Here is a 12,133-nt window from a genome sequence, read left to right on the forward strand (position 1 = left end):
TCGGCTGCGCGTCATCTCCTGGCCGTGTACATGTCAGCCTGTCGGCTCTACGCTATCGCCGCCCACGCACCCCCACCCCCCTCTCCGTGTGGAGGCCCCCGTGCCTGCTGCGTCGTCCTCGTCTTCCGCCGCGCCCTCCTCCCACCGCATCCGCCGCTCGCGCCGTCGCCGGGTCGGCGCGCTCGCCGGGGCGTTCGCCCTCGCCACCACCGGACTCGGCATCTGGGCGGGCAACGGCTTCGGTGCCGAGCCGGCCGCGGCCGGCGTTCCCACCCCCGACCATGTGGTCGTGGTGGTCTTCGAGAACCACGCCTACGGCCAGGTGATCGGCAGCTCCAGCGCCCCGTACATCAACTCGCTGGCCTCCGGTGGTGCCAGTCTCACCGCCTCCTATGCCGAGACCCACCCCAGCCAGCCCAACTACTACGCCCTCTTCTCGGGCGACACCCAGGGCGTCACCGACGACAGCTGCGTCGACCCGGGGTTCAGCGCTGCCCCCAATCTCGCCTCCGAGGTGACGGCCGCCGGCAAGACCTGGGCGAGCTACAACGAGTCGCTGCCGTCCGAGGGCTCGACCACCTGCAAGAGCGGCACATACGCGCAGAAGCACAACCCGTGGTTCGGCTTCAGCAACGTCCCCACCGCCTCGGCGCACACCTTCGACGCCTTCCCCACCGACTTCTCGAAGCTGCCCACCGTCTCCTTCGTCGTCCCGAACCTGTGCAGCGATATGCACGACTGCTCGGTGTCCACCGGTGACACCTGGCTGAAGAACCACCTCAAGGCCTATGCCGACTGGGCCAGGACCCACAACAGCCTGCTGCTGCTCACCTTCGACGAGGACAACCGGCTCAGCGGCAACCGCATCCCGACCGTGCTCTACGGCGGGCCGGTCAAGGCCGGCGCCACCTCCGCCACCACCTACAACCACTACGATGTGCTGCGCACCCTCGAGGACATGTACGGCACCTCCCACGCGGGGAACGCCGCCGACGCCAAGGACATCAGCGGCGTCTGGGCCGGCTGAGGTGTATCTCGCGGACCGCCGCTCCGCACCTTCGCCCGCCGCTCCGCCCGGTGACCGGCGCGCCCGGCCGGACCGGCGTCCGGGCCGGCGCGCCGTGCCCGCCGTCCCCCCGACGGTGCTCGTCCTGGGCAGCGTCAGCCTCATCACCGACATCTCCTCGGAGATGGTCACGGCCGTGCTCCCGCTGTATCTCGTCGCCGAACTCGGGCTGTCCCCTTGGGGGTTCGGAGTGCTGGACGGGGTCTACAACGGGGTGAGCGCGCTGGTCCGGCTGGTGGGCGGCCGGCTGTCCGACCGGGGCGGCGGCGGTCACAAGGCGGTGGCCGTGGTGGGGTACGGGCTCTCCGCCCTCTGCAAGCCGTTGCTGCTGATGGTGCACTCGCTGCCGCTGATCGGGGCGGTGCTGGCGGTGGACCGCACCGGTAAGGCGCTGCGGACCGCACCGCGCGACGCCATGATCTCCCTGGCCGCCGAACCGGCCGCCCGTGGCCGGGCGTTCGGGGTGCACCGGGCCATGGACACGGCGGGCGCACTGTGCGGGCCGCTGGTGGCGTTCGTCCTGCTGCGGGCAGCGGCGGAAGGCTATGACGCGGTCTTCACGGTCAGCTTCTGTGTGGCCGTACTGGGCGTCGTGGTCCTGCTGCTGTTCGTCCCGCGCCGGGCCGCGACCGCCCCGCAGGGCGCCGTGACGACCCGCCCCGCCGCTGCCCTGGAGGACAGCGGCGGGCGGCGGGGTCCGGCCGGGCCACGGACGCCGGTGCGCGCACTGCTGGGCCGGCCGGAGGTGCGCCGGCTGACCGGGTGCGCGGTGCTGCTGGGGCTGACCACCGTCAGCGACTCCTTCCTCTATCTGACCCTGCAGCGGAGGCTGGACCTGCCCGGCGGGTGGTTTCCGCTGCTGCCACTGGGCACCGCCACGGCATTCCTGTTGCTGGCGGTGCCGCTGGGGGCGATCGCGGACCGGATCGGCCGCCGGCGGCTGTTCCTGGCGGGGCATCTGGCGCTGCTGTGCGCCTACGGGCTGCTGCTCGCCCCGCTGAGCGACGGAACGGCCCTGGTCTGTGCCGTGCTCGCGCTGCACGGCTCGTTCTACGCGGCAACCGACGGAGTGCTGGCGGCCGCGACCGCCGACGCGGTGCCCGAGGCCATCCGCGGCAGCGGGCTCGCCGTGGTACAGACCGGCCAGACCGCCGCTCGCTTCCTCTGCTCCCTCACCTTCGGCGCCGTCTGGACCGCCTGGGGCGAGGGCACCGCCGTCCTGGCCGCCGCCGTCGGCCTTGCCCTCGCCGTGGCCGTCAGCGCCCGTCTGCTGCGCCGCGCCGGGCCGTCACCGTCCCTCAACGCCCCATCGGAGCAAGCGCCTTGAGCCGCCCCCCGCTGAGCCGCACCGCGCGGCTCCTCATCCTGCTGGCCACCGCCCTCGTACTCGGCGGGGTCGCCGTCGGCGCGACCCTGCACGCCGCCGGGCGCGCCGCCCGGAAGGACCGCACCCAGGCCGGCGGCCCCGCCGTGGCCTCCGGAACGGTCCGCCTGGACGACCCGCGGCACGCCCTCTTCCGCAATATGGCCTGGGGCCCGCACCGCGACGAGATCACCGCGGTCCCGGCCGGCCGGCTCTCCGGCCCGCGCACCGCCTCCGGCGTCCACTGCCTGCGCTTCCACGAGGCCTCCGGCACCGGTATCTGTCTGCAGGCCGTCCACGGCAGACTCCGCGACACCTACCGCGCCGTCGTCCTCGACAACCAGCTGCGCGAGCGGCGCCACTACGACCTGGCCGGCACCCCGACCCGTGCCCGGGTCTCCCCCGGCGGCCACACCGTCGCCTGGACCGTCTTCGTCAGCGGCGACTCCTACGCGGGCACCGCCTTCTCCACCCGTACCTCCCTGGTCGACACCCGCACCTGGCATCTGGACGCCAACCTGGAGACCTATGCGCTGACCGTCGGCGGACACCCTGTCCACGCGGCCGACCTCAACGTCTGGGGCGTCACCTTCGCCGACGACACCCACTTCTACGCCACCGCCGCCACCGGCGGAAAGACCTACCTCGTCCACGGCGACCGGTCCACCGGAACCCTCCGGGCCCTGCACACCAACGTCGAATGTCCCTCGCTCTCCCCCGACGGCACCCGCATCGCCTACAAGAAGCGCGTCAACGGCGCCGACCCGGACGCTCCTTGGCGGCTCTACGTCCTCGATCTGCGCACCCAGCACGAGACCGCAACCGGCGAACACCGCAACGTCGACGACCAGGCCGTCTGGCGTGACCACCACACGCTGGTCTACTCCCTGCCGGGCGATTTCGGCTCCGACCTGTGGACCGTCCCCGCCGACGGCACCGGCGCCCCGCGCCGCCTCATCACCGCCGCGCTCGCCCCCGCCTTCTCTCACTGAGGACTGTCCGCCACGTCCCCCTCCCCCACCGCGACCAGCAGCTGGAGCGGCAGTTCGCGGTCCCCCTGGCCCACGCCCGCACCGATCCACCGGCCCTGCACCCGCCAGCCGTACATGTGCGGGACATATCCGCACAGGGTGTCCAGCGGCGGCCGTACGGGCAGGCCCATTGCCGTCCGCTCCAAGTGCTCTGCCAGGTCGAGCGTCTCCGGCTCCCCCCACCGTAAGGACAGCGCCTGCACCAGCGCCGTCAGCCCCGCCTCGAACTCCTCCTCGGCCTCCGCCAGCTCGGCGGGGTCGGCATCCCAGAACCCGCCGCTGACCCGCAGGGCGGCTATGTGGAAGCCCGGCCCGCTCCCGACCAGGGCGGAGCGGCCCGGGGAAGCGGGGAAGTCCCGGAGCCGCAACCGGTCGACGGCGGCCAGATACGCGTCAATGGTCATGCCGTCAGTAAACCGGCCGGGTCTGACAATTGGCTCCCGTCCGGTCCCGCACACCTCCCTGCGCAGCAGTGACCGGGGCCCGCCACCGCTGCCGGCACCGCCCGGCCGACCGCCGCGACGGTACCCGCCAGGGCTCGCCGGGCACCCTCTCACCGGCTACGATCCGCCACACACGCAAAGCGAGGGAGACACACGTTGGGGCGGCTCACCGGCGGGGACCCCTCCCTGCTGCGACGAATCAACTCCGCTGTGGTGCTGCATGCGCTGCGCGCCGCGGACTCCCCCACGCTCACCCAACTCGTCCAGGTGACGGGCCTGTCCCGGCCGACGGTCGAGGGCGTGGTGGAGGGACTCATCGAGGCCGGCCTGGTGGCCGAGGCGGCCGCCGAGGAGGGCGAGACGCGCCGCCAGGGGCGGCCGGCCCGCCGGTACCGGTTCCGTACGGAGGCCGGCCATCTGCTGGGCATCGAGATCGGCCCGCACCGCGTCGCGGCCCTGCTGTCCGATCTGAGCGGGCGGGTGCTGGACACCGCACAGCGCCCCGTGGAGGAGACCGCACCGGCCGACGAGCGGCTGGAGCGGGTCCGTGCCGTCGTCAGCGATCTGCTGCGCCGCACGGGCGTGCCCCGCAGTTCGCTGCGGGCCGTCGGTGTGGCCGGGCCCGGCATCGTGGAGACGGACGGCACGGTACGGCTGAGCACCGCGCTGCCGGGCTGGACGGGGCTGCCGCTGGGCGAGCGGCTGCGGCGGTCGTTCCGCTGCCCGGTGCTGGTCGAGAACGACGCGAATGCCGCCGCGGTCGCCGAGCACTGGCAGGGTGCGGCCACCGACTCCGATGACATCGTTTTCGTGCTGGCCGGGCTGAGCCCGGGGGCCGGTTCGCTGATCGGCGGACGCCTGCACCGCGGCTTCGGCGGGGCCGCCGGGGAGATCGGCGCCCTGCACCTGCTCGGCCGCGAGGCGACACCGGAGAAGCTGCTGTCGACGACCGGAGAGCCGCTGCACCCCCTGGACGAGGCGCAGGTCGCGGCGGTGTTCGCGGCGGCACGGGAGGGCGACGCACAGGCGCGGGAGGCGGTCGACCGCTTCCTGTGGCGGCTGGTGCACGATGTCGCGGCCCTGGTGCTGGCGCTCGACCCGGAGCTGGTGGTGATCGGCGGCTGGGCGGCGGGACTGGACGGCGTGCTGGGGCCGTTGCGCGGGGAGTTGGCGCGCTATTGTCTGCGCCCGCCGCGGGTCGCCCTGTCGCAGCTGGGCGAGGCGGCGGTCGCCACCGGGGCGCTGCGGCTCGCGCTCGATCACGTGGAGGGTGAACTCTTCGCGGTGGAGGGTACGGTGACGGGCCGTCATGCGCGCCGCGACGCGGTGACCGGCCGCCGCTGACCCCGACGGCCGGTACGGCACGCCTGCTCCGCGGCATCGGCCGGGTCGGCCCGGCCCCCGGCCACCCGAGAACGGGCTCCCACCGGAGCGCCGTCCGGCGGGAGCCCGTACCTCAGCCGTCGGGCGGCTCAGCCCGCGAGCAGGGCGACCGCGTCGCTCTCGCCGAAGGTCAGACGGCAGGTGTCCGCACGGTAGGTGGAGACCGCAACGGCCGTCGTGCGCCCCCCGGAGACATAGCGGGTGGTGACGACCAGGACGGGCGCACCGGGCAGCCGGTCCAGCTGCTTGGCGTCCTCCGCACGGGCCGAGCCGAGCTCGACGGTACGGTCCTGCCCCTCCAGTTCCAGCGCCTGCAGCTCGCGCAGCACGGCACGGGCGCGGGCCGGGGCGCCCAGCGTGGCCGCCGGCGGGCAGCCCGGGACCACCTGCGCCGGGACGTACAGCAGCTCGGCGGCGACGGGCCGGCCGTGGGTGACCCGGCTGCGGCGCACGATGTGCACCGGGTCGCCGGGAGCCGTCGCCAGCAGACGGGCCACCGCGGCGGGCACCGTCTCGCTCTCGACGGCGTCGACCGGCTGCCAGTCGTCACCGGCGGCACCGGGCCAGGTGTGGCGGACGGGGTCGACGGCGACGCCGACGCGCGGTGGTGCGACCGTGGTGCCCACACCGCGGCGACGCTGGAGCCTGCCTTCCAGTTCCAGCTGATCGAGCGCCTGCCGCAGAGTGGCCCGCGCGACACCGAACCGCGCCGCCAGATCCCGCTCGTTGGGCAGGATCTCGCCGACCGCGAACTCCGAGTCCAGCGCATCGCTGAGCACGGTCTTGAGGTGCCAGTACTTCGGCTCCGGCACCGTTTCGAGCTGCGTGGTCCCCACCCTGTCCTCCGCACTGGCCGTTACCGGGGCCGCACCCCATGGGGTCCGGGCCCACACCCGAGGCCCTGCCCCTGCGGGCCGCCGGCGCGCCCGATGATGAGCGCTTCTTTATGAAAGGTTGTTGCAGTATCCCGACGATATGGCCGCCCCCACCCTTGGTCAAGACCAATCCGGAATCCGTTTCGGATCAGAACAACCGCCCGTACCGGCCGCCCCGCCCCCGTCTTCGGCAACGCCACCCGCTACCGTCCCCGACATGCTCGCTCTGCTGCACACCTCGCCCGTCCACGTTCCCGTCTTCGACACACTGCGTGACGAGGAGGCCCCCGGGCTGACGCTGCGTCACCTCGTCCGGCCCGAACTCCTCGACCGGGCAAGGGTGCAGGGGCCCGAGGCCGTCGCGGAGGATCTCACCTCGGCGCTCATGGGGGCGGCCCGGGAGGGCGCGCGGGCCGCGCTGTGCACCTGCTCGACGATCGGTTCGGTCGCCGAGCAGGCGGGCGCAGCATTCGGTCTCCCCGTCCTCCGGGTGGACCGTCCGATGGCCGCGGCCGCCGTCGCCGCCGGCCCGCGCATCGCCGTGCTCGCCGCGCTGGAGAGCACCCTCGCCCCCACCCGGGCCCTGATCGCGCAGGAGGCGGAACGGGCCGGCCGCGGGGTCACCGTGCGGGCCGTGGTGGTGCCCGGCGCGTGGGAGCGCTTCGAGGCCGGCGACAACGACGGCTATCTGGCGGCGGTCGCCTCCGCGGCGCGGGGGATCCGGGACGCCGATGTGATCGTCCTGGCGCAGGCCTCCATGGCACCGGCGGCCGAGGGTCTCGGCGCCGGGGTGCCGGTGCTGTCCAGCCCGCGGCCCGGTCTGCGGGCCGCCGCTCAGCTGGCCGCGAGCGACACCAGCTTCTCCGGATTGCGGACGACGTAGACCGTCCGGATCTTTCCGTCCTGGATGCCGAGCTGGATGACGGAGTCCGGCACCCCGCCGTCGTGCACCAACAGCGCGATCCGGCCGTTGAGTTCGAGGAGGGTGAACTCCATGCCGGGCGGCGCCGACCTGGCGACGCCGAAGAGGAAACGGGCGACCTTGTCCGCGGACTCGATGATCCGCAGGGGCGCCTTGGCCTTCCCGCCGCTGTCCCCGACCAGCCGCGCGTCCGCGGCCAGCAGGTTCAGCAGCCCCGCCAGGTCGTCACCGGCCGCCGCGGCGAGAAACCGCTCGGTCAGTTCGCGCTGCCGGTCCGGGTCGACCTCGAAGCGCGGTGTGCCCTCCTCCACATGGCGCCGGGCCCGGCCCGCCAGCTGGCGTACCGCGGGCTCGCCGCGGTCGAGGACGGTGGCGATCTCCGCGTACGGATAGCCGAAGGCCTCGCGGAGCACGAACACGGCGCGCTCCAGAGGGGAGAGCGACTCCAGGACGACGAGTACGGCGAGGGTGACGGATTCGTGGAACACCGCCCGGTCCGCGGTGTCCTGGGTGGTGCCGCCGAAGTCGGTCGCCAGCGGCTCCGGCAGCCACGGCCCCACATAGGACTCGCGCCGCGACTGGACCTGGCGCAGCCGGTCGATGGCCAGCCGGGTGGTGATCCGTACGAGAAAGGCACGCGGCTCACGTACCTGGGCACGGCCGGCTCCCGTCCAGCGCAGCCAGGCGTCCTGCACCACGTCCTCGGCGTCGGCCACCCGGCCGAGCATCCGGTAGGCCACCCCGAACAGGACGGGGCGATGTTCCTCGAAGACTTCGGTGAGATCGGTCGCACATTCACTCGGCACCCCTCCATCCCACCGGGCCGCCCGCGCCTTGTCCAGCGGTAACCGCGGAGTGCGGTGGCGCGGGCGCGTGGGGTACGAGCGCCTCCGGCACCCGCCCCGGCCGCCCCATACCGCTCAGTAGCCTCAGCCGGCATCGTGTCAGCCATGCCCGGCACCACCGCAAGCACCGCACCTCCAAGGAGTTCTGATGGCCACCCCGGTCTCCTTCGCCCGTGTCACCCCGCGGGGAACTCGCAGGGCGGGCTGCTCGCCCTGGAGCTGGGCCGCGAGCGGGCGTGCGGTCGGTCACCGCGCTCTCGCCCGCCGGTTTCTGGACCCCGGCCGAGCGGCGTGACGCCTTCGGTGTGCTGCGCGGCATGTACGCGGGGGCGCAGGCGCTGCCCCCGCAGATGGTGGAGTCCCTGGCCCGGACCGCCCTGGGCCGCGCCTCGCTGACCGGCACCGGCTACGCCCGTCCCGGCCGCCGTTCGGCCGAGGCCGCCAAGCACACGATTCCCGGCGCGCGGCTGGTACGGCTGCCGGGCTGCGGGCATGTGCCGATGCACGACGATCCGGCGCTGGTGGCGCGGGTCATCCTCGACACCGTGCGCCGGGCCGCGTCCTGACGAGGGCCCGCTTCCCGGAAGCGTTCGGCCGCGGCAAGATCGCGGGACGGCGGGCGATGCGGATTGCGGCGGAGCCGTCGGCCGGCATGAGGTCACCTTCCTCGGGGCCGCCGTTCCGGCAGCGCGTACCAGGACCGTAAACGTCCCCGCGTTGTCCTGGCGATCGGCCGGTGGTCTTGCGACCATGGCCCGGGTCCGGTGGGCCGCAGGGACCAGGACCCGTACGGGCGAAGGACGAAGGGCGAAGGGCGAGGGACGCACCACGGACCGCGAACGGCCCCGAACGGACCATGAACGCACCACGAACGGACCGCTGTTCACCGTCCGTTCGGCTGCGGGGCACCGGACAGCGATACGAACGGGGCGGCAGTGGAATCGGGCGAGGCATGGAGGTTGGACATGGCGCAGGGATCCGGCGGCGGCTTCGGACGGCGGTCGCTGTTGCAGGGCGCGGCGGCGGGCACGGCGGCGCTGGCACTGCCCGCCATCTCCGGTGCCGCCCCGGCGCAGGCCCGCGGCGGGCGGCCCAGCGCCGACTGGGGCGTGCAGGTCGGGGATGTGACCACGTCCTCCGGCCTGGTGTGGGTGCGGTCCGACCGCCCGGCCCGGATGGTGGTGCAGACCGCGGCGACCGAGTCGTTCCGTCACGCCAGATCCTGGCGCGGCCCGGTGATCGGGGCGGGGACGGACTTCACCGGCGTCACCTCGCTGCACGACCTGCCCGCCGGTGAGCAGATCCACTACCGGGTGCTGCTCGCGGACCCGGACGACCCCCGGCGCACCGGCGAGCCGGTCACCGGCACCTTCCGCACGGCGCCCACGGGCCGCATCGCCACCGGTACCTCACGCAGCGCTCCCGGACCGGGCGGCGGCGGGCAGCAGGAGGGCATCCGCTTCCACTGGTCGGGCGATCTGGCCGGCCAGGGCTGGGGCATCAACCCGGACCGCGGCGGCTACCGCATCTACGAGGACATGCGGCGCCGGAACCCGGACTTCTTCCTGTGCAGCGGCGACAACATCTACGCCGACAACCCGATCCCTGAGCGGGTGACCCTGCCGGACGGCCGGATCTGGCGGAATGTGACGACTGAGGAGAAGGCGAAGGTCGCCGAGACGCTGGCGGAGTTCCGTGGCGCGTTCCGCTACAACCTGCTGGACGACAATCTGCGCCGGTTCAACGCGCAGGTACCGACGATCACGCAGTGGGACGACCACGAGGTGCACAACAACTGGTACCCGGGGCAACTGCTCGATGACGACCGGTACACGGTGAAGGACACCGATGTGCTCTCCGCACGCTCGCTGCGCGCCTTCAGCGAGTACTTCCCGATCCGTACGCTGCGTCCCGACGGGGGCGGCCGGGTCTACCGCGTGGTGCACCACGGCCCGCTGCTCGACGTCTTCGTACTGGACATGCGCCGCTACCGGAACGCCAATTCACCGGACCGGCAGACCGACGATCCGCAGGGCATTCTCGGGGCCGGGCAGCTGCGCTGGCTCAAGCGAGAGCTGTCCCGCTCGCATGCGGTGTGGAAGGTGATCGCCTCCGATATGCCGCTGGGTCTGGTCGTCCCGGACGGCAAGACTGACTTCGAGGCGCTGGCGCAGGGCGATCCGGGCGCTCCGCTGGGGCGCGAACTGCAGCTGGCCGAGCTGCTGCGCCACATCAAGCACGACCGGGTGACCGGCACCGTGTGGCTGACGACGGACGTTCACTACACCGCGGCGCAGCATTACGCGCCGGAGCGGGCGGCGTTCCAGGACTTCGAACCGTTCTGGGAGTTCGTGTCGGGGCCGCTGCACGCGGGCGGGTTCCAGGCGCTGAAACTGGATGGAACGTTCGGACCGCAGCAGCCGTTCATCAAGGCACCGGAGCGTGCCGACACCTCCCCTGCGGAGAGTCCGCAGTACTTCGGCGAGATCGATATCGACGGGGGTAGCGGGGAGCTGACGGTGCGGCTGTGTCAGGAAGGCGGCGAGGTGTTGTTCAGCAAGGTGCTGCAACCGGGACGGGTAGGACAGTAGAGGCCAATGCGTCGATTGCGTCTTTTACCCGTCGGACACAATGTGTTGGCGATCAGGCAACACCTGTCCGCCAGGCTTGTGTGCATGACTGAAGCATCCTCCGCCCGTTCCACCCGCCGCCATCACTGGCGGCGGGACATCGTCGAGCTGGCCGCCCTGTTCACCGCCGTGGCGGTGGCCGATGCCCTTGCCAACACCGTCGCGCACGGCCCGTCGGGCCCGGTGATGCTGTGCTCCGCCGCGGTCGCTCTGCTGGCCACGGCAGGCTTCCATGTCTGGTGGTCACGACGCCACGAAAACGCCCCGCCGCCGACCGATACCGGCGCCACGGTGCCGTCCCCCGCCGGGCAGGCCCCTGAGGCCGCAGGGCAGGAGACGGTGCTGTGGCGGATGCGGACCACGGTCCGGGACGAGCCCGGCAGCCTGGCCGCGCTGTGCACGGCGCTGGCCGCGCGGCGGGTGGACATCCTCAGCCTGCAGACCCACCCGCTGTCCGACGGCACGGTCGACGAGTTCCTGCTGCGCGCACCGGACGCGCTGACGCCCGCAGAGCTGACCCGTACGGTGGCCGAGGCGGGTGGCGCGCACAGCTGGCTGGAGCGGGCCGATGCGCACGATCTCGTCGATGCGCCGACCCGGATGCTGGGCCTGGCGACCCGCACGGCGCTGGATTCCTCGGAACTCCCCCTGGCCCTGCGGCAGTTGCTGGGGCGCTGCACGATCCGTTCGGTGCCCGCGCGCTCGCTGCGCGGGCAGCCGCTCGCGGAGCAGGTGCCCACGGAGGGCGTGCTGGAGGAGCACCTCATGAAGTTCCGCGACCCCTCCGGGGGCTCGCTCACCATCGAAAGGCCGCACGTGCCGTTCACGCCGACCGAGTTCGCCCGGGTCCGTGCGCTGGTCGACCTGGACGCCAGACTCGGCCAGCGGGTGCCGCCGCGGCGTGAGGTGCTGACGCTGCCCGAGGGCAACGAGATCACCGTCCGCCGCGCCGACACCTCGGATCTGGCCGCGGCCCGCGAGATGCACGACCGCTGCTCGGCGCAGACCCTCGGGCTGCGCTACCACGGCCCGGTCGGTGACGCGGACCGCTACCTCGGCCATCTGCTCAGCCCGCGGTTCGGGCGCACCCTGGCGGTGGAGACCGCGTCCGGCCGGCTGGTGGCGCTCGGCCATCTGCTGTGGGACGGCGACGAGACCGAGGTCGCGTTGCTGGTCGAGGACTCCTGGCAGCAGCGTGGCATCGGCGCCGAACTGCTGCGCCGGCTGGTGGCGATGGCGGCCGAAACCGGCTGCGCAAGCGTCTATGCGATCACCCAGGCCTCGAACACCGGCATGGTGGCGGCGATGCGCGGCCTCGGGCTGCCGCTCGACTACCAGATCGAGGAAGGCACCCTCGTGATCACCGCGCGCCCGACGGGTCTGCCCGCCCGGCGGATGCCGCGGGAGAGCGTACGGATCCAGGACGGCACGGCGCGCCGCTGAGCAGCGCCCCGCGGTGCCCGGCAGGCACCGAAGCCTGAAGGCCGGGGCGGGGGGTGCCCCCCCCCCCCGGCCCCCGAGGTTTGGCATGGGGCCGGTAAAACAAAAGGGAGTTAAGGCGGGTTGATGTGTGGC

General features: G+C 73.1%; 10 protein-coding genes and 1 pseudogene. 8 read left to right on the forward strand and 3 right to left on the reverse strand.

All coding sequences use genetic code 11. The features are described from left to right. The first annotated feature begins 148 nt into the window (after positions 1–148). From ACWGJY_RS32155 to ACWGJY_RS32165, 3 genes are read left to right on the forward strand one after another with little or no spacing between them, the layout of a single operon-like run. Entirely contained in the window at positions 149–1,027 is an 879-nt protein-coding gene (locus tag ACWGJY_RS32155; protein WP_453264406.1) for an alkaline phosphatase family protein, read from the forward strand. A 1-nt stretch (position 1,028) separates the two neighbouring features. Then, positions 1,029–2,393 carry an MFS transporter gene (locus ACWGJY_RS32160; RefSeq protein WP_453264394.1) on the forward strand — a complete coding sequence of 455 codons (1,365 nt, stop codon included), beginning with the start codon at positions 1,029–1,031 and terminating at the stop codon, positions 2,391–2,393. An 11-nt stretch (positions 2,394–2,404) separates the two neighbouring features. Next, positions 2,405–3,421 (forward strand): TolB family protein, encoded by a 1,017-nt coding sequence (locus tag ACWGJY_RS32165; RefSeq protein ID WP_453264407.1) that lies wholly within the window; start codon positions 2,405–2,407, stop codon positions 3,419–3,421. On the opposite strand, the gene ACWGJY_RS32170 is transcribed toward ACWGJY_RS32165, so the two are convergent. Continuing rightward, entirely contained in the window at positions 3,415–3,864 is a 450-nt protein-coding gene (locus ACWGJY_RS32170; RefSeq protein ID WP_453264395.1) for a hypothetical protein, read from the reverse strand. The genes ACWGJY_RS32165 and ACWGJY_RS32170 overlap by 7 nt on opposite strands. Positions 3,865–4,059: 195 nt before the next feature. Here ACWGJY_RS32170 and ACWGJY_RS32175 point away from each other — a divergent pair, with 195 nt between their 5' ends. Beyond that, the gene (locus tag ACWGJY_RS32175) at positions 4,060–5,247 is read left to right on the forward strand and encodes an ROK family protein (RefSeq protein ID WP_453264396.1); all 1,188 of its coding nucleotides are present in this window, start codon (positions 4,060–4,062) and stop codon (positions 5,245–5,247) included. 128 nt (positions 5,248–5,375) lie between these two features. Here the strand turns inward: ACWGJY_RS32175 and ACWGJY_RS32180 are convergent, their stop codons facing one another. Further along, a complete protein-coding gene (locus ACWGJY_RS32180; protein WP_453264397.1) occupies positions 5,376–6,122 on the reverse strand; it encodes a GntR family transcriptional regulator in 747 nt (248 codons plus the stop codon). Positions 6,123–6,378: 256 nt separating this feature from the next. Here ACWGJY_RS32180 and ACWGJY_RS32185 point away from each other — a divergent pair, with 256 nt between their 5' ends. Then, the gene (locus ACWGJY_RS32185; RefSeq protein WP_453264398.1) at positions 6,379–7,044 is read left to right on the forward strand and encodes an aspartate/glutamate racemase family protein; all 666 of its coding nucleotides are present in this window, start codon (positions 6,379–6,381) and stop codon (positions 7,042–7,044) included. Here the strand turns inward: ACWGJY_RS32185 and ACWGJY_RS32190 are convergent. Beyond that, on the reverse strand, positions 6,996–7,889 hold the full coding sequence (locus ACWGJY_RS32190) for an RNA polymerase sigma-70 factor (protein WP_453264399.1): 894 nt from the start codon (positions 7,887–7,889) through the stop codon (positions 6,996–6,998). The two genes, ACWGJY_RS32185 and ACWGJY_RS32190, sit on opposite strands and share 49 nt — an antisense overlap. 198 nt (positions 7,890–8,087) lie before the next feature. On the opposite strand from ACWGJY_RS32190, the pseudogene ACWGJY_RS32195 reads away from it, so the two are divergent. The 3 genes and pseudogenes from ACWGJY_RS32195 to ACWGJY_RS32205 all read left to right on the forward strand — a co-directional run. Continuing rightward, positions 8,088–8,494 (forward strand): annotated as a pseudogene (locus ACWGJY_RS32195) (alpha/beta fold hydrolase); the annotation flags it as partial. A 399-nt stretch (positions 8,495–8,893) separates the two neighbouring features. Continuing rightward, complete coding sequence (locus tag ACWGJY_RS32200; RefSeq protein WP_453264400.1) at positions 8,894–10,519, forward strand: alkaline phosphatase D family protein; 1,626 nt, start codon at positions 8,894–8,896, stop codon at positions 10,517–10,519. A gap of 84 nt (positions 10,520–10,603) precedes the next feature. Further along, on the forward strand, positions 10,604–12,001 hold the full coding sequence (locus ACWGJY_RS32205) for an N-acetyltransferase family protein (protein ID WP_453264401.1): 1,398 nt from the start codon (positions 10,604–10,606) through the stop codon (positions 11,999–12,001). Positions 12,002–12,133: the final 132 nt, after the last annotated feature.

This window comes from Streptomyces sp. NPDC054765, from assembly GCF_053612065.1.